We start from the raw sequence: 24,791 nt of genomic DNA, 5'->3' as shown, positions 1-24,791 counted from the left end.
TTAACTTATGGAAAAGGACTGTTTGTTTTGTAAAATTATTGCCAAAGAAATTCCCAATTACACGGTTTATGAAGATAAAAATATTTTGGCTTTTTTGGATATTCACCCGTGTTCCAAGGGGCACACGGTGGTTGTCCCCAAAAAACACTTTAGCGATTTATTTGAAATGTCCGAGTCGGAGTTTATTCAAATTATGGATGGTTTGCGGCACGCCATGGAGCGCGTGCAGGAAATAATAAAGCCGGAGGCCATGAATGTAGGTATAAACAACGGCAAAGCGGCGGGTCAGGCCGTCGGCCATGTGCATTGGCATATTCTGCCGCGCTGGACCGGTGATGGTGGCGGAAACATACATTCAATCATCAGAAACGGCGCCGGGATTAATGTTGAAGAAATCTATAAATTATTTTTATAATTCTCCGAGTTTGTTTTTATGGTTCCTGAAAAAATTTCCGAGGAAGTTATCCACTCCAATCCGTGGTGGGATTATAAACATGACAGATATAAACTGGCCAACGGCCAAGAGTTTGATTATTTTTACGGTGAGACACCCGGTTCAACAATCATTATTCCGGTTTTAGATGACGGCGGCCTGCTTTTGATTGTTCAGCACCGGTATTTACGCGACCTTAAAAGCATTGAGTTTCCGGGCGGGGGATTAAAAAAAGATGAAACGCCCATAGACGGAGCCAAAAGAGAACTGGCTGAAGAAACAGGCAAACAATCTTCGGATTTTATAAAAATCGGTTCATTTGATGGTCTTAATGGCATGTATAAAGACACAACCCACATTTTTATAGCCAAGGAACTGGAAGAAGCCAATCACGCTAAACCGGATGACACCGAAAATATAGAAATTATCATTCGCCGTCCGGATGAATTTGAAGATATGATAAAGCGCGGAGAAATTTGGGACGGCCAGACCTTGGCGGCCTGGGCCATAGTGCGGAATAATTTACTAAAAAGTTAAATATGCGCGGAGAAACCGGGTTTCAATCTCCTAAACAGGAAATACCCAAAGAAATTGGTAAATATAAACTGTCACCGGAGTTTATGGCCGCGATATTGGCGGCTATGGTGGTCGTGTGTCCGGCCTGTAAAAAAACCGAAGAGGAGCCGGCAATAATGCCGGGTAATGCCACAGTTGAACCGCGGGAAGTTAAAGATAAAAAAATTGATCGTCCCTTGTATGATCTTTTGGCCAACGAAGTCCCTCCGGATCAAAAAGTTATTTTTGATAAAATTTTTAATGAAGAGGCCTTGGCTTTGTATGTTAAAAAATTCGGTTTGCAAAAAGAGCAGATAGCCAATTTTTTTAAGGCCATGAAAAATACCGAGAAAAGAGATAAAGTTTTTGATTTGGTTGATAAATATTGCGAGGAAGAAGGAGTGCCAAAGCCATTGGCCCACGCGGTCTGGAGCAATGAGAGCGGCGGCCGTTCCGGAGCCACATCAAACAAAGGCGCGCGCGGAATTTTTCAGGTGAAACCCGATACCGCGGCGGCGCATGGAGTTTCCGGAGAAAAGTTGTATGGACTGGAAGCTAATATCAAAGCCGGGATCAAAGAATTGCGCCGTTGTTATGACAAATACGGCCAGTGGGGATTGGCTTTGGTTGCCTATGCCGGAGGCACCGGTGATTTGGGCAAACTTTTGATCAAGACAGGCCATTTGGAGAAAAAAAATTTTTATAAATATGTAGACATGCATTTTGACGGTTCGGCGATCTCGTTTTATAAACACGGGAATGTACCGAACATCGTTGATTTATATACCAAAAGACCGAACAAAGAATCTTTGGGTTATGCTTTCCGGGTTTTGTCCATGGGTAAAATTTTAGACGCTATTGATTGGCAGGATGGTGATACTCCAATTAAGATAGATGAAACAAAATTAAAATTTAGCAATCTGTGGGATTCGGAGCAGGGCCAGCAAAAAGTAAAAGAATTGAAAAAAGCGGCCAGGATCAAAAAAGCGCAGAAAGCAAATAGACAGAAACAAATACAAACGCAAAAAAAGCCGTCAAAACCGGAACCTGTGGCCAGGGTCTGGAAACCTAGATAAATTATCATGAAGGGTTTATATAAAAAAGATAAAAATTTCATAAAATGCCTGGCCTGCTCGCATTATTGTAAAATTGCCGAAGGTCATGCCGGCATCTGCGGCGTGCGGGAAAACCAAAATGGCGAACTGAAACTTTTGGTTTACGGCCGGCCCTGTGCGGCGCATGTTGACCCGATTGAGAAAAAACCTTTTTATCATTTTTTGCCCGGAACAAAAATTTTGTCGCTGGGAACTTTCGGCTGTAATTTGGGTTGCGGGTTCTGTCAAAATTGGGATATTTCACAAATCAGCCGGCACGCCAAAGAGGCAGCCACGGGCTGGAAAGATTTTTTAGCAAAAATTGATTACTTGAGCCCGGAAGCCGTAGTGAAAATGGCTTTGGAAAATCATTTACCGACCATCGCTTTCACATATAACGAGCCGACCATCTGGACGGAGTATGCCATTGATATCGCCAAGCTGGCCAAAAAGGCCGGTCTCAAATGCGCCTATGTTTCCAATGGCTATATGTCAAAAGAAACCTGTGATTACATTGCGCCCTACATTGACGCCATTAATATAGATTTAAAATCATTTAGCGATAAATTTTATATAAAAACTTGCCAGGCCCGGCTCCAGCCGGTTTTAGATAACATCAAACGGCTTCATAAAGCTGGTTTATGGATTGAGATTACAACCCTGGTTATTCCCGGAGAAAACGATTCTCCGGCTGAACTGAAAAAAATCGCCGAGTTTATTGTTTCGGTCAGCCCGGATATTCCGTGGCATCTGTCCGCTTTCTATCCAAATTATGAAATGACCGGGACCGGCGCAACTGATCCGGGGACACTGCACACCGGCCAAAAAATCGGTCAAGACGCCGGACTTAAATATGTTTATTTAGGTAATATCAATTAATTATGTTTTCACAAACTGAAAAAATCTACATGCTCAATCTGGCTCGCCAAGCCATTGAATATTTTTTAAAGTCCACAGTTGCCTTGGAAATATCTGAAAGCGATTTACCTTCGGAAAAATTAAAACAAAATTTGTCTTGTTTTGTTACGCTAACTATCATGGGTAAATTGCGCGGCTGTATCGGACATTTGGAGGCGTTCCAGCCGCTTTATAAAGACATAATTGAAAATGCCGTTTCCGCGGCCTTTAGTGATTACCGGTTTAAACAGCTGACAGCGGGGGAACTGCCAAACTTAGATATAGAAATTTCGGTCTTATCAGAGTCCGTCCCTTTAAATTTCACTTCGCCGCAGGATTTGCTTAATAAATTAAAACCGAATGTTGACGGAGTAGTTATAAACAAAGATGGACACAACGCCACTTTTTTACCGCAGGTCTGGGAAGAGTTGCCGGACAAGAAAGAATTTTTATCTTCGCTATGCTTAAAAGCGGGTCTAAATGGTGACGCCTGGCAAGAGCCGGGTTTGGAGGTCTCAATTTATACTGTTGAAGTTGTAAAATAACATTTTTTTTGCTATACTAAATCTACATGGAGGAAATACCAAGCAAACAAAATCAAGAATTGATGGCCAAAATTGACCCCAATGTCAATTTTTTCGGGTTAACCAGTTTTAGAAATCAGAACCGTAAGTTCGGCATCAAATTGGATGACCGCCGGCGCCACATGTATGTGGTGGGAAAAACCGGCATGGGCAAAACCACTCTTTTGGAAAACATGGTGCTCAATGATATTTACGCGGGCCATGGTGTCGGCTACATTGATCCGCACGGCGACACGGCCGAGAAGATTTTAAATTATATTCCGGCGAACCGCATCAATGACGTTGTCTATTTTAATCCGGCTGATTTGGATTATCCGATCGCTTTTAATATTTTGGAAACCATCAGGCCGGAACAAAAACATTTGGTGGCTTCGGGGCTGATGGGCGTATTCAAGAAAATTTGGCCTGATGTCTGGAGCGCGCGCATGGAATATATTTTAAATAATACCATCCTGGCTTTGTTGGAATTTCCCAACACTACCTTGCTTGGCATCAACCGCTTGCTGGCTGACGACAACTATCGCCGCCGCGTGGTGCGCAGTTTAAAAGATCCGGTGGTCAAGTCCTTCTGGGAAAGCGAGTTTGCCAATTATGACGAGCGCTACCGAAGAGAAGCAATCGCGCCGGTACAAAATAAAATCGGTCAGTTTTTGTCGGCTTCGGTTATCAGAAATATTGTCGCCCAGGTAAAATCGCGTATCAACATCCGCGAAATAATGGATGAAAAGAAAATATTCATAATGAATTTATCCAAAGGTAGAATCGGCGAAGACAACTCCCGTCTCTTAGGCGGCATGCTGGTTACAAAAATTCAGCTGGCGGCCATGGAACGGGTAGAAATTCCGGAAACCCAGCGCAGTGACTTTTTCCTGTATGTTGATGAGTTCCAGAATTTTGCCACGGAAAGTTTTGCCAACATTTTATCCGAGGCGCGAAAATATCGTCTTGACCTGATCATGGCCCATCAGTATATGGAACAGCTTGATGAAAAAGTTCTGGCCGCCATTGTTGGTAATGTGGGCAGTATGATTACATTTAGAGTCGGCTCAACCGACGCGGAAATTTTGGCCAAAGAATTCAGCCCCACTTTTATTGAAGCCGATTTGGTAAATTTGCCCAAATTTCAAATTTATCTAAAATTGATGATTGACGGGGTGGCCTCACAGCCGTTTAGCGCTTTAACTTTGTCTCCTATTGCCACAGCCACCGGCAGTGCAGAGAAGGTGATACGGGTTTCCCGGGAGCGATATGCCACCAGCCGTGAAAATATTGAAGATAAAATTATGCGTTGGAGCGGCATGGAGGTTGGCGCAGGCGGGGACTTTGACGATGATGAAGAAAATGGCAATGGAAATGGCAAACCGCAAGCGCCGGCGCCCAAACCGGCAGCACCCAAACCAATGCCGCCGAGGCCTCCCAGGAATGATCGGCCAAAAAATGATCAACCGAAAAAAGATTTAAACATCAAAGAAAGCAAACCGGTTTTGCTCACTGATCCGAATCAAAAAGGTATTAGTTTATCGCAGGCCCTGCAAACAAATAAACCAAAACAGAAACAGCCACCTCTTCAGCAGAAGCCCCAGCAAACTCCGCAAAATAAGCCAAAAAATGATAGAGAAGAAAAAACGGTTTATCCGGATAGGGTAATCAAGTTGGACGATGATGACCGGACAGGTTGACAAAGTCACCGGTTTGTGCTATAATTATTTTAATATTGGGTAACTTCTGTTCCCAAAATAGGTCGACTAATTTAATCTCAAAAAACATTTTGGGAACAACAAATACGCAAAACTATGGCATTCGATGGAGCTACCAGGCAAATGTATGATGTGGATTTAACCTGCGCCAAATGCGGGGCCCACATTTCACAATTGCCTTTTCAACCATCTGGAGACCGTCCTGTTTACTGTTCAGATTGTAACAGGGCTTTCCGCCAAGATCGTGGTGATCGCGGCGGCAGCAGACCTTCTAACAGAGGTCCGCGCCAGATGTTCGACGTTGACGTTACTTGCGGACAATGCGGTACTAAAATTACCCAATTGCCTTTCCAACCAAATGGAGACAAGCCGGTATATTGCCGCGATTGCATGATGGCAAGACGCAACGGTTAAACTGAAACATTGAAAATCCCGACTTAGTCGGGATTTTTAGTTCTTGAAATTTTATATTAGTTTTAGTATAATTCGGTGTGATATGTTTACCGAAAATCAGCAAAAAATATTAAAATATACTGAGAGAAAAGTTAAGGATTTATTAAAGAATCATCCGGTGCCGGCGCACGGCATTGGTCATGTTCTGCGGGTGACGGCCTGGGCGGAACAAATTGCCAAGATGGAGAAAGAGGATATTTTTCTGGTGAAGATGGCCGCCATTCTTCATGATGTAGGCCGAACAAAAGAAAAATCTTCAGGCATGCAGTCGGCTCACTGGGCGCTTTCATACGAAATGTGCAAAGATTGGTTTGTTACCGATCCTGTGTTAAAATTTTTATCAAAAAAAGATAAAGACATTATTTTGTATGCGGTCCGTTATCATTGGAACGATGCGGCGAATAGACATCCGGCGGCTTGGATTCTACGGGATGCAGATAAGATGGATGGTCTTGGAACAATCTCCATCAAACGGGCGAAGGAATTTTATGGGAATGATGAATTTTCCTGGCAAATCGGCATGCGCCTCATTTTTAGCAATATCTGTTTCATTAGAACCAAAAGTGCCCGCAAGCTGATTAAAAAATATAAAATGATGGAACCGGTTGAGAAGGCCTATAAAAAATTTTTATGCTCAAAACTGGAGAAAAAATTCTAGTGGCCATGAGCGGCGGCGTTGATTCTTCAGTGGCCGCGGCTCTGTTGGTACAAAAAGGTTATGATGTGACCGGGGCTTTTATGATTAACTATGACGATAAAAATGATCTGGTTTCCTGCTGGGCAGGGGATTATCGGGATGCGGTGCGGGTGGCGGCCAAGATCGGCATTCCGCTTATAAAATTAAATTTCACCAAGGAATATAAAAAAATGGTTTTGGATTACATGTATAAAGAGTATAAAGCCGGTCGCACGCCGAATCCGGATGTTTTGTGTAATAAATTTGTAAAGTTTGGGGCGTGGCTCAAAAAAGCACGTGAGATGGGTTTTGAGAAACTGGCCACCGGGCATTATGCCTGTCTTGATAAAGGAAAGTTAAAAGAGGCCAAAGATAAAAATAAAGATCAGACGTATTTCTTGCATCAATTAAATCAAGCGCAGTTAAAAAGTGTTTTATTTCCGATTGGCGGATATACAAAAACCGAAGTCCGGGCTTTGGCCAAAAAATTTGGTTTACCGACTGCTGATAAAGAAGAAAGTATGGGTATATGTTTTATCGGTGAAGTGCCAATGAAAGAATTTTTGCAGAAAAAAATAAAACCGACTCCGGGCAATATTATTTTTTCTCAAACCGGCAAGGTTGTCGGCAAGCACGGCGGTTTGCCTTTTTATACCATCGGCGAAAGGGGAATGGGGATAAATGTTGGCGCTAAACCGGTTTATGTTTTGGATAAAAATATTAAAAAAAATGAATTGGTGGTTGGTTATGAAGATGATCCGCTGTTGTATAAAAAAGAAATTAAGGTTCAGGATGTGAATTGGATCAGTGGACATCAGAGTAAATTTCCGCTACAATGTGATGTAAGGATGAGGCACAGACAGCCGCTCCAAAAAGCGAAAATTAAAAAATCAGGCCAGAACCTGATTGTGCAATTTGTCCAAGCGCAACGCGCAGTTACGCCCGGTCAGTTTGCCGTTTTTTATAAAAACGGAGAGTGTTTGGGTGGGGGAGTGATTAAATAATTTATGCTAAATTCAGTTCACTTACGTCAAATCTATCTGGAATTTTTTGCATCCAAGGGTCATAAAATTATACCCTCGGCTTCTTTGATTCCGGAAAATGATCCGACAGTTTTGTTTACTACTGCCGGCATGCATCCGCTAGTGCCGTATTTGTTGGGTGAAAAACATCCGGAAGGAAAGCGACTGACCAGTGTGCAAAAATGCGTGCGTACGCAGGATATTGATGAAGTGGGGGACAACCGGCATGATACTTTTTTTGAAATGCTGGGCAACTGGTCGCTTGGAGATTATTTTAAAAAAGAAGCCATAGAATGGAGCTGGGAATTTTTAACTTCCGCGAAATGGCTGGGTTTGGATGCAAAAAAATTGGCGGTGTCGGTTTTTGAAGGCGATCAGACCGCGGCTAAAGATGAAGAGTCCGCGGAGATTTGGAAATCGCTGGGAATGCCGGAACACAAAATTGCCTTTCTGCCAAAAGCGGATAATTGGTGGGGTCCGGCCGGGCAAACCGGTCCGTGCGGTCCGGATACGGAGATGTTTTATTGGAAAGGAGAAAGCGAATATCCGCCGAAAAACAGCAATCCGAAAACCGATAAGGATAATTGGCTGGAAATCTGGAATGATGTTTTCATGCAATATAATAAGACCGCGGATGGGAAGTATAAATCGCTCAAACAAAAAAATGTTGATACCGGCATGGGCTTGGAACGCACACTGGTGGCTTTAAATAATTATGCCGATGTTTTTCAAATTGATACTTTCTGGCCAATAATTCAAAAAATTGAAGAGTTGTCCGGTATGGAATATGCCAACGATCGGGCAACCACCAAATCAATGCGCATCATCGCCGACCATCTGCGCACCGCCACCATGATCATGGGTGATGATAAAAAGATTGCGCCCAGCAATGTTGATCAGGGATATATCGTGCGCCGGATGATCCGCCGGGCTGTGCGCCACGGCCGAATGATTGGCATCAAAGAAAATTTTTGTTCAAGAATTTCTGAAGAAATAATAAAAATTTTTGCCCAGGTTTATCCGGAAGTTGTTCGCAATAAAGAATTTATTGTCACGGAAATGGCCAAAGAGGAAAGCAAGTTCAGTAATACCATTGAGCAGGGTTTGAAGGAATTTGATAAGCTGGTCAGTAGTTTGCAGTCGATTTTTGAAAAAGGTGGTAAAATGGTAAACCAGATTTCCGGCAAACAAGCGTTTAAATTATACGATACCTACGGCTTCCCGTTGGAAATGACTTTGGAGTTGGCCAATGAAAACGGGTTAAGCGTTGATGTCAATGAATTTGATGAGGCCTTTAAAAAACACCAGGCTCTTTCCCGCACCGGAGCGGAGCAAAAATTTAAAGGCGGGTTGGCTGATACCGGAGAAATGTCGGTGAAATATCATACCACCACACACTTGCTTCATGCGGCCTTGCGAAAAATTTTAGGTATGCATGTAGAGCAACGGGGGAGCAACATCACAGCTGAACGTTTAAGATTTGATTTTTCTCATCCGGAAAAAATGACCGAAGAGCAGAAAAAAGAAGTTGAGGATTTGGTAAATGATGTTATCAGACAAGATCTTCCGGTCAGTTTTCAAGAAACGACTGTTGCCGAAGCTAAGAAACAAGGCGCGATGGGACTCTTTGAAGATAAATACGGATCAAAAGTAAAAATGTATTCCATTGGTGATTTTAGTAAAGAAATTTGCGGCGGTCCGCATGTTGAGCATACTGCTGTGTTGGGAAAGTTTAAAATTATAAAAGAAGAAGCGGTGAGTGCCGGTGTCAGACGAATAAAGGCGATTTTGGAATAATTATGATAAAGAATTTAATCCTTCATCTCTGGTCCCTTCGCCGTCAATTTGCCAAATATTTTCTTGTCGGCATCAGCGCCGTGATTTTGGATATTGGCAGTTTGTTTTTATTAAAGCAATACGCGCACATGCGGCCGGTTTGGGCTGTGGTGGTCAATCAGATATTCCTGATAAATTACGTTTTTTTCCTCAACAAATACTGGTCATTTAAATCAAAAGAATGGGCCCATAAACAGGCCGTCCGGTTCCTGATCGTCTGCGTCTTCAACTATTTTTTTTCAATCGCCTGGATGTATTTATTTAATGAGAAATTTGGTGTAAACTATCTACTGGCTAGGACTGTGAATATCGCCCTGGCGGTTTCGTGGAATTTTTTATTGTATAGGTATTGGGTTTATAAATCTTGACAAATGTCCAATTTAATAGTAAACTATTAACAATTAACCCGTAAACAATGCCAAATAAAGACATTATAGAGTTAAGAGGGTCAATAGAGGAGTTATTGCCGGCCACTACTTTCAGGGTCAAGCTTGAAAGCGGGCAGATGATTATCGCCCATCTGGCCGGAAAAATGCGCTTAAATAAGATAAGATTAGGCGTTGGCGACTCGGTAAAGGTGGAAATGACTCCCTACGACTTGACAAAAGGACGAATTACGTATAGATTTTAGGTGGAGGACAATTAGACAACCTATAAAAGAATATCAACCATTGCGGTGTAGCTTGAGCCCGTCATATCAACGACCACTTGTCCGAATATGATGTGCCTCTCGGGCGTGGATATCGCGGCAGTGGTTGGTATTTTTCTTAACCTAATTTTATGAAAGTACGAGCATCAGTGAGGAAAATCTGCATGAAATGCAAGGTCGTTCGCCGCAGGGGCCGTGTTTACGTTATTTGCAGCAATCCTAAACACAAACAGCGCCAGGGCTAAACCAAGAATTTTAAATAATTTTTAGAAATATTTTATGCGAGTAGCCGGTATAAATATCCCCAAAGAAAAGAGAATTGTGGTTTCCTTAAACTATATTTTCGGTATTGGTCCGACTTTGTCAAAAAAGATTTTGGCCAAAGCCAAAGTTGACGAAAATACCAGAACCAAAAATTTAACCCCGGCCGAAGAAGATAAAATCCGTATTATTATTGAAAAAGAATACAAAACCGAAGGTGATTTAAAAAGAGAAATAATGGCCAATATAAAACGTCTGAAAGATATTAAGGCCTACAGAGGCATCAGACACATGAAGCATTTGCCGGTTCGCGGACAAAGAACCAAAACTAATTCCCGCACCGTGCGCGGTAATACCAGAAAGACCATGGGCAGCGGTCGCAAGCCAGCCGGGCAAAAAACTTAATTTCGTCTCTAGTTGTTTTTAAGATTATAATAAATATGTCAGATTCACAACCAACACAAACACCAACTGAAACCGCCGCGCCAGTCGCGGAAACAAAGCCGGCAGCTGAAAAAACCGAGAAAGTTGCGGTTTCAAAAAACAGAAAGAAGAAAGTAGTGAGACAGGTTTCTCACGGAAATATTTATATTCAGGCCTCATACAATAATACAATCGTGACAATTACTGATCCGGCCGGTGATGTCTTGGGCTGGTCTTCTTCCGGCAAGGTTGGTTTTAAAGGACCAAAAAAAGCTACTCCATACGCGGCCGGCATAGTTGTCAAAGATGTGGTTGATAAAATCGCGAAATACGGATTGAAGGAAGTGCATGTTTTTGTTAAAGGTATCGGCGGCGGCAGAGAAGGCGCCATCAGGGCCTTGCATATAAACGGTTTAAATGTTTTGTCCGTAGGCGATGTCACGCCGATCCCGCATAACGGTTGCCGTCCTCCGAAAAAGAGGCGAGTATAATTTTGTTAATAATTTTATATATGTCAAATGAATCAAATGACAAATGCTCAAGATGCCGCCGGGCCGGAGATAAATTGTTTTTAAAAGGGGATAAGTGTTACGGACCGAAATGCACGCTGCTCAAGAGAAATTTTGCTCCGGGCGTTCATGGCGCTTCCAAAAGGCATCCAAAACAGTCAGTTTACGGCAAACAATTGTTTGAAAAGCAAAAAGCCAAAGAAATTTACGGCCTGCGTGAAAAGCAGTTTGCCAATTACGTAGCCGAGGCAGCCAAAAAAACCGGAGATACCGGAAAGTTTTTGATTTCCTATTTAGAATCACGTCTGGATAATGTTGTTTATAAAATGGGCTTAGGCAAATCACGCAAGGGTTGCCGACAGCTGGTTAGCCACGGTCATGTAACCGTTAATGGCAAGAAAGTTAATATTCCATCTTACCGCACGCGAGTGGGGGACGAAGTTGCTTTGAGAGAAAAAGACAAAACCACTGTGGCGTTTGATAAAATTTCAGAACGACTAAGCAAAATTGAAGCTCCGGTTTGGATGAATCTTGATGCCAAAAAGGTATCGGCAAAAATTCTCAATGCTCCAACTGCCGATGAAGCCGGCTTTGACGCCAAGTCAATCATTGAGTTTTATTCAAGATAATTAAGGGGGGTTTCCCTCAATAATAATTCACATATGGAAAACCTATTATTGCCGTCAAAAATCGAGTTTGTGGCCGGGGACAGCCCAAACAAAGGATCTCTGGTGGTCACGCCTTGTTTTTATGGTTACGGAACCACTTTGGGCAATACGCTTCGCCGGGTGCTATTATCATCTTTGCCGGGCGCTGCGATTGAGGCCTTTAAAATAAAAGGCGTCCAGCACGAATTTACGGCTGCAGACGGCGTGAAAGAAGATATTGTTGAGGTAATATTAAATCTTAAACAATTGGCAGTTAAGGTGTATACCGATGAACCGGTTACTTTGAAGTTATCAAAGAAGGGTCCGGGCGCGGTTAAAGCCGGTGATTTTGAAAAAGACGCCAATGCCGAAGTTATGAATAAAGATCTGGTGATTGCTAATTTGACCAGCAACAAGACCTTTGAAATGGAAATCATCGTGGGCCGCGGCCGCGGCTTTAAACCGGTTGAAGAGAAAGATAAAAAGCAATATGATTTGGGCACAATCGTGATTGATTCCATTTACACCCCGATAAAAGATGTCGGCTACAGCGTTGAATATACCCGCGTGGGCGATATCACCAATTACGAAAAATTAAATTTAAACATTGAAACTAACGGCACGATTTCTCCGGAAGAAGCGGTCAGACAATCAACCCAGATTTTGATGGATCACTTTGCTTTGATTTTAGATACAGCCAGTGAACCGGTCGCCCGTGAAGAGATGGTTGTCTCCGCACCAGCCGAAGAGGATGCCAAACCGGCCAAAGAAAAAAAGCCCAGAGCCAAAAAGACCACTAAAAAGAAATAAATCATATGCGACATAAAAAGAATAAGATTACACTAGACAGAAAAACAGCCGCACGCCGATCGCTTATGGCCAACTTGGCCGAAAGTTTGATTTTGTACGAAAAAATCAGAACCACCAAAGCCAAAGCCAAAGCGGTTAGATCGGTAGTAGAAAAATTGATTACCAAAGCCAAAGCCCAAACTTTGGCGGGCCGCAGAGCCATTGCCAAAGTTCTGTACACCAAAAATTCCGTTAAAAAATTAATGGAAGTTATTGGTCCGAAATATAAAGACAAAAAAGGCGGGTATACCCGGCTGACACTGCTTAAATCCAGAAAGGGCGATGGCGCGGAAGAAGCTATAATTGAATTAGTATAAATATATGTCCACTAGAAGAAAAAAATTTGAAATTGATGCCGCCGGTCAAAGCGTGGGAAGAATTGCCACCCGTATTGCCATGGCTTTGATGGGCAAAAACAGTCCTCACTATGTTGCTCATCTTGATCATGGCGATAAAGTGATTGTTTTAAATGTTAAGGATGTTAAGTTCACCGGCCAGAAACTTGAACAAAAAACATACAAACATCACAGCATGCATCCGGGCGGTTTGAAAATTAAACCGGCCAAGGATGTTATGAAGGTTAATCCGGAAAAGGCGGTTATCCATGCTGTCAGCAGAATGCTGCCGAAAAATAAAATGCGAACACAAAGATTATTACGTATTTCTTTTAAATAATATATGGTTAAACTCAACAAGAAAAAAGATGATTCCGCCCGAGCAGTGGGCAGACGCAAGACCGCCGCGGCCAGAGTTCGTTTGGTTCCCGGACACGGAAAGTTTGAAGTCAACGGCAAGCCGATGGCCGAATATTTTCCTTATTTTGAATGGCAGGACACGGTGATGGCTCCGCTTAAGGCCGTAGCCAAAGAAAAAACCTTTGATGTTTCCGTGAAGGTAAATGGCGGGGGATTAAAGGGGCAGGCCACTGCCGTTCAGCATGGCATTGCCAGATCCCTGGTTATTTGGAATGAAGAACTTAAAAAATCTTTAAAAACATTAGGATACTTAACTCGCGACGCCAGAGCCAAGGAAAGAAAGAAACCTGGTTTGAAGCGTGCACGCAGGGCTCCGCAGTGGTCAAAACGTTAAAAAGCGAGTAAAATAGACCGTATGTCCTATACGGTTGCGCAAAATACCACATTTTTAACTTCGGCCTCAATCCTACAAAAAGTAGTATCTTTTTTATATTTTATTTTGGTGGCGCGGCTGATCGGGGTAGAGAACACTGGTCAGTATTTTTTTGCCATAACTTTTACCACTATTTTTGTAGTTGTGGCTGATTTTGGTTTTGCCGCGGTTTTAATTCGCGAGGCCTCGCGCTATCCGGAGAACACGGAAAAATATCTAAACACCACCCTGGTTACCAAAATTTTATTCGGCCTGGGCGCGTATGCTTTGGTGGTATTTTTTGTTAATGTTTTTAATTATCCGGCGCTGACCAAAGATTTGATTTATCTTTCCGGCATTACCATGTTTTTTGATAACTTAACCAATACTTTTTCCGGCACTTTGCGGTCAAGAAAAAATCTTGTCTATGAATCTATTGGAATCGTTGGCGCCCAGCTGGTGACTATGGGCATTGGCACCGTGGCGTTATTAAACCATTGGCCCCTGATTTGGCTTATTATCGCTTACACCATTCCGAGCGCTTTGTATTGTCTGTATTTGGCAATTTGCGTGCGTAAACTTTACGCGATTAAATACAATTTTATCTGGGATAAAGATATTTTTAAGATATTTTTTATTACTGCTCTGCCCTTTGCCATTGCCGCCATCATTGGCCGACTGTATTCATACAGCGATTCTCTTTTGATGTCCAAGATGCTGACGATTAAAGAATTGGGATGGTGGGCTATTCCGTATAAAATAGCTTTTGCTTTTCAGTTTGTGCCGTTGGCCTTGTCGGCCAGCGTTTACCCGGTGTTTAGCGGCCTATTTGTCAAGGACAAAACGCAAATTGGCCCCTTGTTTGAAAAATCATGGCGTTATTTATTTACCATAATTTTTCCTTTATCCGTTGGCCTGATTGTTTTGGCCGACCCGGTTATTACACTTATTTACGGACCAAGTTACGCGCCGTCAATTAATCCGCTGCGCATACTGATGGGAAGTTTAATTTTTACCTTTTTGGGATTAATTACCGGAGCTTTGCTTAATGCCACCAATCGGCAAAAAACGCAAACCTGGCTGGTGGGAGTCGCTTTGGTTGTCAGTGTGGTTTTGAATTTGATTTTACTGCCGATTTTACGACTAAACGGCGCCGCTATTTCGGTGCTTGTCAGCAACACGGTTTTGGTAGTTGGCGGATATTTGTTTGCCCGACGCGAACTAAACATTAAATTTAGAAATATTTTAAAATATATCAATCAAACCTTGTGGCCGGCGGTGGTGATGGGGGGAGTGGTGTATTATTTATCTTTAAAAATAAATTTTATTTGGACCATTCCGATCGGAGCGGTTGTGTATTTTGGGCTGTTATTTTTGACAGGTGGCATTAATATAGGCCAAATTAAAAATATAATAAATAAAATTTTTAAAAACAAAACTCAAATTTCTGTATGAAAACATTAATTATCACGCTTGAATATCCGCCGCAAATCGGCGGGATTGCCTCCTATACGTATAACCTGGCCAAAAATTTACCGGCAACAGAGACAGTGGTGTATGCGCCAAAAATAATGGGCGGTAATGAATTTGACTTAAAAAATAAATGGAAAACGGTTAGGGAGAAGCCATATTTTAAATTTTTCTGGCCCAAGTGGCTGAAATTGTATTTCCAAATCAAAAAAATTGTCAAAACGGAAAAAATTGAGCAGATTTATGTGCACCACGCTTTGCCGGTGGGCTATGTAGCTTACTGGTTAAATAAAAAAATGAAAATCCCGTATACAATTTTTTTCCACGGCACTGATCTGGAAATGGCCACCAAGGTTCCGGGAAAGAAAAAGAAACTTAAAATGGTTTGCCAAAGAGCCGAAAAAATAATTGTCAACAGTATTTTTTTGCAGGATAAATTTAAATCCAAGTTTGAAGATTTAAATAAGGATGTACGCGTAATTTATCCCTGTCCGGGCGAGGCGTTTTTTGGCAAAGTTTCGGAAAATGAAATCAAAAAATTAAAATCCCAGCTGGCCTTGGAAGGGAAGAGTGTAATTTTGACCGTCTCCAGAATTGCCGAGGGCAAGGGTTTTCCGCATATGGCGCGCTTGTTGCCGCAGATTTTGGAAAAAATACCAAACTTGGTTTGGTTGATTGTCGGAGACGGGCCGAAGAAAGACGAAATTATGAAATTAATTCAAAAAAATTATCTGCACAACATCACCCGGTTTATCGGCGCGGTGCCGTATAACGAATTGCCGAGATATTATCAGCTGGCTGATTTGCTGGTGTTACTCACGCATCCGGATGAATCAGTGGAAGAGGGCTGGGGGACAGTGTTTGTGGAAAGCGCTGCCTGCGGTGTGCCGGTAGTGGCCGGCCGAGTTGGCGGCGTGGGAGAAGTGGTGGAAGATTTGGTCACCGGATTGGTGGTGGATGTTTATCAGGAAGCAAGCGTGATAGCGGCGATTTCTGATTTGCTTCGCGAAAAAGAATACGCCAAAAAAATGGGTGCGGCCGGCCGGGAAAGGGCATTGAAAGAATTCACCTGGCAGCAGCAGTTTAAAAAATTGCTATAAGCCAGAGTCATTATGAATCCGTTAATTAGTGTCATAATTCCGGTTTACAATCACGCGCATACCATTAAAAAATGTATTAGCGATATTTTAGCGCAAACTTATCAACCAATTGAAATTATAATCGTCAATGACGGCAGTACGGATAATTTCCAGCAAGCGATTTCGGATTTAAAAAATTCTGACATTAAAATTTTCAGCCAAGAAAATAAAGGCGCCCCGTCGGCCCGCAATCTAGGTTTTGCGCAGTCAAAAGGGGAGTATGTGATTTTTTGGGACGCGGATACGATTGCACGGCCCGATATGCTGGAAAAAATGTATAAGGCCTTGCGAGATAATTCCGAGACCAGTTGTGCCTATTCAAAATTTAAATTCGGTTGGAAGACAATGCAAAGCCATGAATTTGACCCCGGATTATTAAAAAAATTAAATTACATTGATGTAACCTCTTTGGTACGTCGCAGTGCATTAACTGATTTGAGGCCAAGCGCCGGTCCGTGGGATGAATCAATAAAAAGATTTCAGGATTGGGACCTCTGGCTGTCGCTTTTAGAAAAAAATAAAACCGGCGTTTTTGTGCCGGAGGTTTTGTATAAAAAAGTGGTTGGCAACAGAAAAGGCATCAGCGCCTGGCTGCCGAGTTTTATGTATAATTTACCGTGGAAGATTAAGAAAGTTGCGGATTATGAAGAGGCGAAGGCAATTGTTTTGAAGAAGCATGGGCTACAATAACAGTGAATAAAATAATGCCCATCACATGAAATAAAGCTGGAGAAGTAATGTTTATAACCATCAGAGCGATAACGGACGTGATCAGTCCGTTTTTTGATTGTGAATCTGATTTGCAGATAGAGCATATAATCCAGGCAAGAATCGTAATCCAAATCAACATTCCAATTATTCCCATCTCATCAATGATTTCCAAATAACCCCAATCAAATTGCGCTGTAGTGATGGTTTGTTTATTCATTGGTATATAGGCGGTGACCGTATCTCCCAGCCCATTTCCCAAAATCGGGCTAACTTTAATTTTATCCAAAATCGCCGGCAGTAGAATCATTCGGCTTAAAGAGCTGTCTTCAATTTGCGGCATAGCAATGCTTTGCAAACGAATACCGAAAAATTCCCAGCCCAAACTCTGACCGCGGCTGGCCGCAGAATGAATTAAGGTGAAAGAAAGAAAAAATATGGCTATGGCGGCGGCGGAACATATCAGCCATCTCTTCCAGCGTGTTTTGTTGAATAAAAATAACAAGCCGACCGGTAGGGCTAAAATATAAATACGGGTAAAATTTATGGGAAGGATTATTAATAAAGATAGCGCTAAATATATGTAAATTTTTTGTGATTGTTTAATGATTTGTGAAATAAAATATAACAACAGCGGGATGAGCAGAAGCTGTTCATTTAAAACAATTCGGTAAAAATTAAAATCATAGCCGGTGATTTTGCCGTTGGCGATATCCCTGAACCAGTGGTAATAGGCATCCTGCAAGTGTAATATGTTGGCAGAATAAAAAGCGAAAGTAAATAGAATAAAAATAAGATTGCCGAAAACGGTGGCGGTCAAAAGACCCGCGGCGATTTTTTTAAACCTGTCTGATTGGAGAAGTTCCCGTAAAGGGAAATAATAAAATAAAAATAAATAGGGGATAACATCGGAAATTATTTCCTTGGCGTTGTGGCCGGCAAGATAACCGCGGGCAATGGTAAAGGCGATCCAGATATATAAAACGGAAGCCAGAGCACAGAAGATTTTATTTGAGTTAATAATCGCGCGAATTTCTTTACTTTTGATTTTCTGCCAGATAAAAATTACGGCTGAAAAAACTAAAAGCAGAGTGCGCAAAGATATACCGCCGATTTCCAAAAAGTTTTCCGTGCCGCCCAGAAAAATTTCCGTAGCCACGATATACCAGCCGCGTTGGTCATTTTTAAGAAGAAAATAAATTGTTGAAAACAATATGAGCGCGGCGATAAAGGTGTTTAAAAAATTCCCCGGATGAAAAAAATATGAAAACACTCTCAAGCCAATGTAAATGGCTAAAAAAACAAAGGTTTGTTTTTTTGAAATCATATTAGGTTAGTTTGGCGCCGTCTATGTTTTTATATCCGTTTAAAAATACTTTTGCAGTCATTGGATTTTTTCCTTCCGGCTGCAGTTCTAAAATTTCAATCGCGCCTTCTTTACAGCCAACGAAAATTTCATTTCCGGAAACTTCAACTTTGCCCGGTTCCATCTTGCCCGGTTCAATATTTTTGTCGGCTTTTTTTAGATTTAAAATTTTTAAGCGTTTACCGTTCCAAAAACACCAAATTCCCGGCCATGGTTGCAGACCTCTAAATTTATTATAAATTTCAGCTGGAGTTTTGTTAAAATCAATTTGGCCATCGTCTTTGCTAAGCAATTTAGTGAGAGTCGGCTCGCCGGCTTGCGGTTGAGGAGTGATTTTGCCCTCTATATACTCTGGAATGGTGTTTAAAAGCAAAATAACGGCCTTTTTGGCCATTTTATCTGCCAGTTGGGGATAAGTGTCGTTTGGGTCTATAGTGACGCTTTCCTGGGTCAAAATCGGCCCGGTATCCATTTTTTCATCCATCAGCATTATAGTATTGCCGGTCTCGGTTTCACCGCTCGTAATCGCGGTTTGAATAGGGGAGGCGCCGCGGTATTTGGGCAGAAGCGAACCGTGCACATTGATTGATCCGTATCTGGGAAAATTTATTATTTTTTTAGGAATAATTAAGCCATATTGTGCTACGACGTTTAAATCAAGATTTTCCACCGGCAGTTGATAATCTTTTAAACTTTCCGGCTGGGCCACCGGAATGTTATTTTTTTCAGCCAAAATTTTCACCGGGGACTCCTCAACCACTTGTTTGCGGCCAACCTTCTTATCCGGCTGGGTGATAACTAAAACAACATCAGTGATGTCGCTGTTTATCAGTCCCGTTAAAATAGTTTCCGCAAATTTTTCCGTCCCGAAGAATACGGTTTTTAGTTTTTGCATAAAGTGAGAGAGAAACAACTGAGATGATATCGATTTTGAGTACTAGCGCAGCTTGGCGAAAAATTGATATCATCTCAGGAGAATCAATCTATGGTATGTAAATTCTTTGCTTTTTCTATAAACAAGATTCCATTTAGATGATCAACCTCATGCTGAATAACGCGCGCGAAAAGCCCTTCGGCGATAAATTGTGTTTTTTTGCCGGATTCATCGTAAGCCGCTACTTTTATTTTTTTATATCTTTTTACCTGCCCGTAAATTTTTGGCACGGACAAACAGCCCTCTTCATCCCAGTCCTTTATAACCGAGGCCTTCTCCCACTTCGGATTGATTAAAATAATATCCTTGGCCTTATCTTTGTTGGCATTTTTGGAGATAATGCAAACCTGTAAACTTTCGTTTACCTGGGGAGCGGCAATGCCCACGCCGTCCTGCGCATAGAGAGTGTCGGTCAAATCAATGATAAGTTTTTGGATTTTTTTGGAACCAATTTCGCCAATGGCCACCTGCTTGGAGACCTTGTGCAAAATGGGACTTGGTTCGGTAATGATTTCTAATTTCATATTTTTTTAATTCGCATATAATATGGAATTCGGATTCGGGTCCACTTTCCAATTTGGCGGCAATTTTGACAGTAACAATTTCGTGTTTTGTTTATAGCTTTGATAGCCGATTTTAGCCAGAATCACCTGCCAATATTGGCCGCCGTAATAATACGGCGAAGTTTGCAGCGGACCGGCTATCTTAATATCTTTTTGGCTTTTCGTCAAGGCAGTCAGGAGGTTGGCCATTCTTTGGCCTTCTCTTTCAGCCAATTCCTGTTTATGGTTCCCATAGAATAATTTTAGCAGAAATTTAAAAGGAGGGTAACCCAAGAGTTGTCTTTCTTTTAATTGTTCAGCATAAAAATTTTCCGGTTTAAACAATGAATTAAACACCAGATGATCGGGGTGATTGGTTTGAATTATAAGCTTGGCGCCATCCTGTAAATTATATTGGGCATCACGCAGAAGCTGAAATAAATTTTCCACTACCTTATATTCGGGAATAAACAAAGAAGTGTCAGCATCTAAAAACGCAAACAATTTAATTTTTGACCAGTCCAGATATGACCAGGCCAACTGCGTGCCGACAATTATTTTATCTTCGGGCGTGTTTAAATTTTCCAAATCATTGACATCACTGTCAATGCGTACCACTTTGCGGCCGTTACTGGCGCCGAGCATTCTTCTGATGGCGGTTTCGGCCTGCTGTGTGCCCACGCCAAACATCGTCACATTTACGCCGTGGCAGTTCGGGCATGACGAACGCATCGGTTCGCTGTGTCCGCAGTAGTGGCATTTTAAAAGATTTTGATCCTGATGGTAATTTAAAGTGATGTGGCAGTTCGGACATTTATAGACATTACCGCAATCGCGGCAGCCGACGTAACTGGAAGAACCGCGCCGGTTAAGATAAAAGAAAATATCTCCGCTTTTAATATTTTTAAATTCTTCCACCAAGCGCGTGCTGATGAAATTATAATTGCCGGCTTTGCGCTCGGCGCGCAAGTCAATAATCGTCGGTTTACTCTCAAAGGGCGCAATAGCAAGAGCGCCGGTGTTTTCGGAATCGGCGTTTTTATAAATCTTATGCTGGCAAAAATAAGAGGTTTCAACCGAGGGAGTGTGGCCGAGTAAGTTAAGTTCGGCGCCGTGATGCTTAGCCAAAAATATAGCGGCGTCGCGAGTGTGCAGGCGCGGAGCCATATCCCAGCTTTTATAATTTAAATTCGCTTCGTCATCCAAAATTATAGTTTTTAAATTAAACCACGGCAGAAACAGCGCCCGTCTGGTGCCGATGATAATATTTTTTTCGCCGCTCCAAATCCGCATCCATTTGTCAAATAATTCTTTGTTGGACAGTTCGCCGGTAATTATTTCCGCATGCTGTAAAATATTTTCAGGCAATTGTTTCTGAATTTTTTCTAAATTAGGAAGTTCGGGGACCAGATAGAGAATTTGCTCCGGACCGATTAATTTTTTCAAAATAAATTTTATTTTTTCTTTATCGCTACCGAAGGCAAAAAATGTCGGTTTAGCAAATTCCGATTTGGCGGTCTGTTTCGCCGGTACGGGCATGACCCCGCTTTCCTGCATCTTTTTCAATTTTCTTTTTTGTAACGGAGGCAAACAAGATTTTAAAATAAAACCCAGAGACGTGTGATAAAATTCGGCGATGTCAATTAAAAAATTGATTTGCGCGCGGGAAAGAATCGGGGCCGTGAAAACAATCTCTTTAATTTCCTTCAGTTTATGTTCGCTACCGGCTGAATTTAATTCCGCCACCACTCCAAAGATTTCCGATTTTAAAAAAGGAATTTTTACCAGCTGTCCAACCTTGATTTTAGCTTTCATTTCTTCCGGCACCGCGTAATCAAAAAACGGCAACGTTACCGGCATTCTCCTGGCTGGTATTACTTTGGCAAACATAGGCGGTTAGACGGAGAGAGCGAAGTCGGCCACCAGATAACCGACGCCAAACGGGCCCTCATAGGAGTATGATTTATAAGTGTAGTGTACGCCTTGCAGAATTCCCATCAAGATCAAAAATGACCGGAAGCCGCATTCGGCGGCATTGGCGATAAAATCTTTATCAAGCTGGAGCATGCCGGCCACATTGTTGGTTGATAGTAGTTCTTGAATCTTGGCGTCAAATTCCGGTCCGGCCTCGTTATATCCGGCGGGTGCATCAGTGAGTAGCGCATGTGACAAGTCCCCGGAAGCGATGACAGCCACGCGTTTGTTGGTCTCCATGATGCGTTCTTTAATCATATAACCGAAATCCAAATGGGTTTTCCAGTCCAGATCGCAAAAACCAAGGGGCAAAATTTGTACCTTAGACAAATGGCTGGCCAAGTAATATAAAGGCACCGATGAACCGTGGTCCAGATTCTTTTCGCTGATGGCCGTGGTGGGAAATTTTTGATCTTTACTGCTTTCGCGGATCATTGAAGATAAATTCATTTCGCCTTTAAATTTTAACTTGGTGGCCAGATCGCCGAAATCGCGCAGGTCGGTTTCAAATTCCGGAGCGATGTTCATGGTAAAGGCATCGGAAAAATAACTGCCGTGAGGCGAGATGATAATTAAAATTTCCGGATGGGTTAAATACAAGTTCTGCTCTAATTGCTCCATGGCTTTTTTGGTTTGAGCAACTTTTTTTATGGCATCTTTACCGATGGTGGGAATTAAAAGCGGGGGATGGGGAGCGATGCCGGCAAAAACTAACGACATATATTTAATTTAATAGTTAGCAATTTTTACTTTTCCGGTGGAAATCCACTTGGCAATATTATTCGGTTCAGTGAAACGGTTGCTGTAATTGGGATTGCCAAGCGTAATTACGGTATATTGTTTTTTGGTTACGGTTGATTCAACCAGCATCAGCATAACCGCGCCGGCTTCATCGGTGTAACCGGTTTTACTGGCCAGAATTTTGTAGTTTTTGTTTGTTACTTTAAACAGTTGATTGGTGTTGGCAATGGCGTGACTGGCGGCGCCGGCTTTGCTCGGCAGTTCTTTAAATGAATACTTAGTTAAAGATAAAGCCGATTTTATATTTTTATTCTCCATTATTTTGGTAAATATCTTTAACAGATTTCTGGCGGATGATTGGTTGTTCTTGTCCAGCCCGGTAACATCGGAGATGGTAGTATCGCTGACGCCCCAATTGTTTAAAGTTTCCTTCATGGCGGAAACAAAATTAGCTTCGCTTAGTCCGGTGGCTTGGGCGAGCATGCGGGCGGTATTGTTGGTTGAGGCAACCAGCGTATAGTTAAACAAGTCAGTGTTTTTTATTTTGGCGCCGTTTTTTAGTGACAAGCCGGCGCCTGTGGATCCGTATTTTTTGGAATCATAAACACTCGTTTTGGTCAGATCAAAATTTTGGTTGAGGGCCTCATAAGCAACGACGAGCTTGGTGAGCGAGGCGATGGATAATTTTTTATCAATATTTTTTCCGGAGATAATCCGGCCGCTGGGATATTCGGCTACCAAGTAGGCCGGCAGTTTACTGCCATACATGTCGTCAACCTTGGCTTCGCTGTCGCCCAGGAATTTATTTTTAGATGAGATTAAACTGCTGTTTAAAAAAATCGGTTCGCCGTTTAAGATGCTGACGACTGTAGCTTGAGCTACAGTAACCACATTGGTTCTTTTGTATCCCATGGCCAGAAAGGTATCGTCATCGGCAAGCCGGCGTTTTTTGCCGTTTTCCATTACATAAACAATGCTGCCACCCGCAGGTTTCAAAAGGGTTCCGTCTTTAAAGGTAATGGGCATGTCGGCGGTTTCAATTGATTTGATGTAGGAGAGTTTATGTTTTTCAATCGGCAGGTCTTTATAATTTGTTTGGATTATATTTTTGTCCGTGATTGGGTAAAGTTTGTTGCCCTTAAACAAGTAATAGGCATTATTTAAATCGGTGATTTGATAAATCACTCCCTGTACAGATCCCGGAGTGGTGGAGGCGGTGATCACGTCTCCGATCGGGTAATTGGCCAAGTCGGTATCGTCAACTTCTATAACTTCTTGAGGATTATAACCTAAGGCGCGCACTACCGCTTCGGAAGCAAACGGGCGCAGGGTGTCATAGTCAAGCAAGTATATGCCGCTGGCCGATCTTAAGATGGAATAAACCGGGAAAGAAATATCTGTGCCGGCTGTGTAGTTGCTTAAATCGGTTTCCGACGTGGTGATAATCATTTTCGGATCGGCCATGCTTAGCAGTGTGGCTTGGTTGGTAAATTTTCGTTTAACGCCGTTTTGAATCAACCAAACATCTCCGGTCAGGTCTGATTTTAGGAGTGTTCCATTGGGATAAATCTGACTGAACCAGGTGTTCCAGATTCGCCAAAAATTTTCATTGCCATGTAAGTGGGGAGTATAGGTGTAGAGAAAAGCGGTAGCCCAGCTTTGCGGAACCACGCTGGTGTTATCAATGCTGGTGGTCTGATCTTTTTTCTTAACTATGGAATTGGCGGTGTTATCATAATACCAGCGGATGATGCCGGCGGCATCGTCAACTTGTTTGCTAAAACCTTTATGTTTCATAACCTTCGGATCACTCATACTGCAACTGTCGCAGACGGCATAACCGGTGGCCCAGTCAAGTTGTTTTTGGGTGGGGGTGTCGTCGGTGATTAAACTTTGTTCTTTTTGCAGAGTGACCAGCAGATATTTGGGGTTGACCTGATAGGTGACGGCCGCGTCATAAATTATTTCGGCCGCTGTTTTCACAATACCGCTGACATCCGGCACAACCAAAGAAGCCAGGTAACTGCCTTTGCTTGTCAAAAATTGTTGGATGTCGCTTGTTGTCCAATTACCGGTGCTTTGCATTTCTTCATCGGAGATAATGAAGTCCGGATTGAAGTTTGAGGCCGTTTGGGCTTGGGCTAAAAATGGAAAGCCCAAAGAAATTAAGCAAAATATAGCTATTATTTTGGCAATAGTGTAGTTTTTCATATGTGTTAATTATA

Annotated in this window: 29 protein-coding genes; 23 read left to right on the top strand and 6 right to left on the bottom strand. The window is 42.3% G+C overall.

Annotated elements, in window-relative coordinates:
* Positions 1-7: 7 nt before the first annotated feature.
* The 23 genes from WC526_02975 (at position 8) to WC526_02865 (ending at position 16,991) form a co-directional block, all read left to right on the top strand.
* Positions 8-415 carry an HIT family protein gene (locus WC526_02975; protein MFA5062084.1) on the top strand — a complete coding sequence of 136 codons (408 nt, stop codon included), beginning with the start codon at positions 8-10 and terminating at the stop codon, positions 413-415.
* An 18-nt stretch (positions 416-433) separates the two neighbouring features.
* On the top strand, positions 434-970 hold the full coding sequence (locus tag WC526_02970; protein ID MFA5062083.1) for an NUDIX hydrolase: 537 nt from the start codon (positions 434-436) through the stop codon (positions 968-970).
* A gap of 2 nt (positions 971-972) precedes the next feature.
* Positions 973-2,064 carry a lytic transglycosylase domain-containing protein gene (locus WC526_02965; protein ID MFA5062082.1) on the top strand — a complete coding sequence of 364 codons (1,092 nt, stop codon included), beginning with the start codon at positions 973-975 and terminating at the stop codon, positions 2,062-2,064.
* 6 nt (positions 2,065-2,070) lie between these two features.
* Entirely contained in the window at positions 2,071-2,961 is an 891-nt protein-coding gene (amrS, locus tag WC526_02960) for an AmmeMemoRadiSam system radical SAM enzyme (protein MFA5062081.1), read from the top strand.
* Between the two features lie 2 nt (positions 2,962-2,963).
* Complete coding sequence (amrA, locus tag WC526_02955; GenBank protein MFA5062080.1) at positions 2,964-3,524, top strand: AmmeMemoRadiSam system protein A; 561 nt, start codon at positions 2,964-2,966, stop codon at positions 3,522-3,524.
* Positions 3,525-3,550: 26 nt separating this feature from the next.
* A complete protein-coding gene (locus tag WC526_02950) occupies positions 3,551-5,242 on the top strand; it encodes a type IV secretion system DNA-binding domain-containing protein (GenBank protein MFA5062079.1) in 1,692 nt (563 codons plus the stop codon).
* 114 nt (positions 5,243-5,356) lie between these two features.
* Positions 5,357-5,674: a CxxC-x17-CxxC domain-containing protein gene (locus WC526_02945; GenBank protein MFA5062078.1), complete on the top strand. Its 318-nt coding sequence runs from the start codon at positions 5,357-5,359 to the stop codon at positions 5,672-5,674.
* 82 nt (positions 5,675-5,756) lie between these two features.
* On the top strand, positions 5,757-6,371 hold the full coding sequence (locus WC526_02940) for an HD domain-containing protein (GenBank protein ID MFA5062077.1): 615 nt from the start codon (positions 5,757-5,759) through the stop codon (positions 6,369-6,371).
* A complete protein-coding gene (gene mnmA / locus WC526_02935; GenBank protein ID MFA5062076.1) occupies positions 6,344-7,393 on the top strand; it encodes a tRNA 2-thiouridine(34) synthase MnmA in 1,050 nt (349 codons plus the stop codon). Before WC526_02940 ends, mnmA begins: the two co-directional genes overlap by 28 nt.
* A gap of 3 nt (positions 7,394-7,396) precedes the next feature.
* Positions 7,397-9,208: an alanine--tRNA ligase gene (locus WC526_02930; GenBank protein MFA5062075.1), complete on the top strand. Its 1,812-nt coding sequence runs from the start codon at positions 7,397-7,399 to the stop codon at positions 9,206-9,208.
* A gap of 2 nt (positions 9,209-9,210) precedes the next feature.
* Complete coding sequence (locus WC526_02925; protein ID MFA5062074.1) at positions 9,211-9,615, top strand: GtrA family protein; 405 nt, start codon at positions 9,211-9,213, stop codon at positions 9,613-9,615.
* Positions 9,616-9,662: 47 nt separating this feature from the next.
* Entirely contained in the window at positions 9,663-9,878 is a 216-nt protein-coding gene (infA, locus tag WC526_02920; GenBank protein ID MFA5062073.1) for a translation initiation factor IF-1, read from the top strand.
* A 149-nt stretch (positions 9,879-10,027) separates the two neighbouring features.
* On the top strand, positions 10,028-10,141 hold the full coding sequence (gene rpmJ, locus WC526_02915) for a 50S ribosomal protein L36 (protein MFA5062072.1): 114 nt from the start codon (positions 10,028-10,030) through the stop codon (positions 10,139-10,141).
* Positions 10,142-10,175: 34 nt separating this feature from the next.
* Complete coding sequence (gene rpsM, locus WC526_02910; GenBank protein ID MFA5062071.1) at positions 10,176-10,562, top strand: 30S ribosomal protein S13; 387 nt, start codon at positions 10,176-10,178, stop codon at positions 10,560-10,562.
* A gap of 35 nt (positions 10,563-10,597) precedes the next feature.
* Positions 10,598-11,071, top strand: coding sequence for a 30S ribosomal protein S11 (rpsK, locus tag WC526_02905; protein MFA5062070.1), 474 nt, complete (start codon positions 10,598-10,600; stop codon positions 11,069-11,071).
* 20 nt (positions 11,072-11,091) lie between these two features.
* Complete coding sequence (rpsD, locus tag WC526_02900; protein ID MFA5062069.1) at positions 11,092-11,718, top strand: 30S ribosomal protein S4; 627 nt, start codon at positions 11,092-11,094, stop codon at positions 11,716-11,718.
* 33 nt (positions 11,719-11,751) lie between these two features.
* Entirely contained in the window at positions 11,752-12,546 is a 795-nt protein-coding gene (locus tag WC526_02895; protein ID MFA5062068.1) for a DNA-directed RNA polymerase subunit alpha, read from the top strand.
* A gap of 5 nt (positions 12,547-12,551) precedes the next feature.
* A complete protein-coding gene (gene rplQ, locus WC526_02890; protein ID MFA5062067.1) occupies positions 12,552-12,902 on the top strand; it encodes a 50S ribosomal protein L17 in 351 nt (116 codons plus the stop codon).
* A gap of 4 nt (positions 12,903-12,906) precedes the next feature.
* Entirely contained in the window at positions 12,907-13,260 is a 354-nt protein-coding gene (gene rplM, locus WC526_02885; GenBank protein ID MFA5062066.1) for a 50S ribosomal protein L13, read from the top strand.
* Between the two features lie 3 nt (positions 13,261-13,263).
* A complete protein-coding gene (gene rpsI, locus WC526_02880) occupies positions 13,264-13,674 on the top strand; it encodes a 30S ribosomal protein S9 (GenBank protein ID MFA5062065.1) in 411 nt (136 codons plus the stop codon).
* 21 nt (positions 13,675-13,695) lie between these two features.
* On the top strand, positions 13,696-15,147 hold the full coding sequence (locus WC526_02875) for a flippase (GenBank protein MFA5062064.1): 1,452 nt from the start codon (positions 13,696-13,698) through the stop codon (positions 15,145-15,147).
* Complete coding sequence (locus tag WC526_02870; GenBank protein ID MFA5062063.1) at positions 15,144-16,262, top strand: glycosyltransferase family 4 protein; 1,119 nt, start codon at positions 15,144-15,146, stop codon at positions 16,260-16,262. The genes WC526_02875 and WC526_02870 overlap by 4 nt, the downstream gene beginning before the upstream one ends.
* A 12-nt stretch (positions 16,263-16,274) precedes the next feature.
* Positions 16,275-16,991, top strand: a complete 717-nt coding sequence (locus WC526_02865; GenBank protein MFA5062062.1) for a glycosyltransferase family A protein — start codon at positions 16,275-16,277, stop codon at positions 16,989-16,991.
* Here WC526_02865 and WC526_02860 read toward each other — a convergent pair.
* The 6 genes from WC526_02860 to WC526_02835 form a co-directional block, all read right to left on the bottom strand.
* Entirely contained in the window at positions 16,927-18,336 is a 1,410-nt protein-coding gene (locus WC526_02860) for an O-antigen ligase family protein (protein MFA5062061.1), read from the bottom strand. The genes WC526_02865 and WC526_02860 overlap by 65 nt on opposite strands.
* Position 18,337: 1 nt before the next feature.
* Positions 18,338-19,270: a methionyl-tRNA formyltransferase gene (fmt, locus tag WC526_02855; protein ID MFA5062060.1), complete on the bottom strand. Its 933-nt coding sequence runs from the start codon at positions 19,268-19,270 to the stop codon at positions 18,338-18,340.
* An 83-nt stretch (positions 19,271-19,353) separates the two neighbouring features.
* Positions 19,354-19,833 (bottom strand): peptide deformylase, encoded by a 480-nt coding sequence (def, locus tag WC526_02850; protein ID MFA5062059.1) that lies wholly within the window; start codon positions 19,831-19,833, stop codon positions 19,354-19,356.
* A 6-nt stretch (positions 19,834-19,839) separates the two neighbouring features.
* A complete protein-coding gene (gene priA / locus WC526_02845) occupies positions 19,840-21,741 on the bottom strand; it encodes a primosomal protein N' (protein ID MFA5062058.1) in 1,902 nt (633 codons plus the stop codon).
* 6 nt (positions 21,742-21,747) lie between these two features.
* Positions 21,748-22,545, bottom strand: coding sequence for a class III extradiol dioxygenase subunit B-like domain-containing protein (locus WC526_02840; GenBank protein ID MFA5062057.1), 798 nt, complete (start codon positions 22,543-22,545; stop codon positions 21,748-21,750).
* Positions 22,546-22,554: 9 nt separating this feature from the next.
* Positions 22,555-24,777 carry a serine hydrolase gene (locus tag WC526_02835; GenBank protein MFA5062056.1) on the bottom strand — a complete coding sequence of 741 codons (2,223 nt, stop codon included), beginning with the start codon at positions 24,775-24,777 and terminating at the stop codon, positions 22,555-22,557.
* Positions 24,778-24,791: the final 14 nt, after the last annotated feature.

This window comes from Patescibacteria group bacterium, assembly GCA_041649475.1.
Lineage (GTDB): Bacteria > Patescibacteriota > Patescibacteriia > Magasanikbacterales > GWA2-37-8 > JBAZNA01.
Note: the sequence above shows the minus strand (reverse complement) of the source record. Positions and strands in the feature narration are given on the sequence as shown.

Coding starts and splice junctions, on each gene's coding strand:
- WC526_02975 (MFA5062084.1), top strand. CDS start 8: ATGGAAAAGGACTGTTTGTTTTGTAAAATTATTGCCAAAGAAATTCCC.
- WC526_02970 (MFA5062083.1), top strand. CDS start 434: ATGGTTCCTGAAAAAATTTCCGAGGAAGTTATCCACTCCAATCCGTGG.
- WC526_02965 (MFA5062082.1), top strand. CDS start 973: ATGCGCGGAGAAACCGGGTTTCAATCTCCTAAACAGGAAATACCCAAA.
- amrS (MFA5062081.1), top strand. CDS start 2,071: ATGAAGGGTTTATATAAAAAAGATAAAAATTTCATAAAATGCCTGGCC.
- amrA (MFA5062080.1), top strand. CDS start 2,964: ATGTTTTCACAAACTGAAAAAATCTACATGCTCAATCTGGCTCGCCAA.
- WC526_02950 (MFA5062079.1), top strand. CDS start 3,551: ATGGAGGAAATACCAAGCAAACAAAATCAAGAATTGATGGCCAAAATT.
- WC526_02945 (MFA5062078.1), top strand. CDS start 5,357: ATGGCATTCGATGGAGCTACCAGGCAAATGTATGATGTGGATTTAACC.
- WC526_02940 (MFA5062077.1), top strand. CDS start 5,757: ATGTTTACCGAAAATCAGCAAAAAATATTAAAATATACTGAGAGAAAA.
- mnmA (MFA5062076.1), top strand. CDS start 6,344: ATGCTCAAAACTGGAGAAAAAATTCTAGTGGCCATGAGCGGCGGCGTT.
- WC526_02930 (MFA5062075.1), top strand. CDS start 7,397: ATGCTAAATTCAGTTCACTTACGTCAAATCTATCTGGAATTTTTTGCA.
- WC526_02925 (MFA5062074.1), top strand. CDS start 9,211: ATGATAAAGAATTTAATCCTTCATCTCTGGTCCCTTCGCCGTCAATTT.
- infA (MFA5062073.1), top strand. CDS start 9,663: ATGCCAAATAAAGACATTATAGAGTTAAGAGGGTCAATAGAGGAGTTA.
- rpmJ (MFA5062072.1), top strand. CDS start 10,028: ATGAAAGTACGAGCATCAGTGAGGAAAATCTGCATGAAATGCAAGGTC.
- rpsM (MFA5062071.1), top strand. CDS start 10,176: ATGCGAGTAGCCGGTATAAATATCCCCAAAGAAAAGAGAATTGTGGTT.
- rpsK (MFA5062070.1), top strand. CDS start 10,598: ATGTCAGATTCACAACCAACACAAACACCAACTGAAACCGCCGCGCCA.
- rpsD (MFA5062069.1), top strand. CDS start 11,092: ATGTCAAATGAATCAAATGACAAATGCTCAAGATGCCGCCGGGCCGGA.
- WC526_02895 (MFA5062068.1), top strand. CDS start 11,752: ATGGAAAACCTATTATTGCCGTCAAAAATCGAGTTTGTGGCCGGGGAC.
- rplQ (MFA5062067.1), top strand. CDS start 12,552: ATGCGACATAAAAAGAATAAGATTACACTAGACAGAAAAACAGCCGCA.
- rplM (MFA5062066.1), top strand. CDS start 12,907: ATGTCCACTAGAAGAAAAAAATTTGAAATTGATGCCGCCGGTCAAAGC.
- rpsI (MFA5062065.1), top strand. CDS start 13,264: ATGGTTAAACTCAACAAGAAAAAAGATGATTCCGCCCGAGCAGTGGGC.
- WC526_02875 (MFA5062064.1), top strand. CDS start 13,696: ATGTCCTATACGGTTGCGCAAAATACCACATTTTTAACTTCGGCCTCA.
- WC526_02870 (MFA5062063.1), top strand. CDS start 15,144: ATGAAAACATTAATTATCACGCTTGAATATCCGCCGCAAATCGGCGGG.
- WC526_02865 (MFA5062062.1), top strand. CDS start 16,275: ATGAATCCGTTAATTAGTGTCATAATTCCGGTTTACAATCACGCGCAT.
- WC526_02860 (MFA5062061.1), bottom strand. CDS start 18,336: ATGATTTCAAAAAAACAAACCTTTGTTTTTTTAGCCATTTACATTGGC.
- fmt (MFA5062060.1), bottom strand. CDS start 19,270: ATGCAAAAACTAAAAACCGTATTCTTCGGGACGGAAAAATTTGCGGAA.
- def (MFA5062059.1), bottom strand. CDS start 19,833: ATGAAATTAGAAATCATTACCGAACCAAGTCCCATTTTGCACAAGGTC.
- priA (MFA5062058.1), bottom strand. CDS start 21,741: ATGTTTGCCAAAGTAATACCAGCCAGGAGAATGCCGGTAACGTTGCCG.
- WC526_02840 (MFA5062057.1), bottom strand. CDS start 22,545: ATGTCGTTAGTTTTTGCCGGCATCGCTCCCCATCCCCCGCTTTTAATT.
- WC526_02835 (MFA5062056.1), bottom strand. CDS start 24,777: ATGAAAAACTACACTATTGCCAAAATAATAGCTATATTTTGCTTAATT.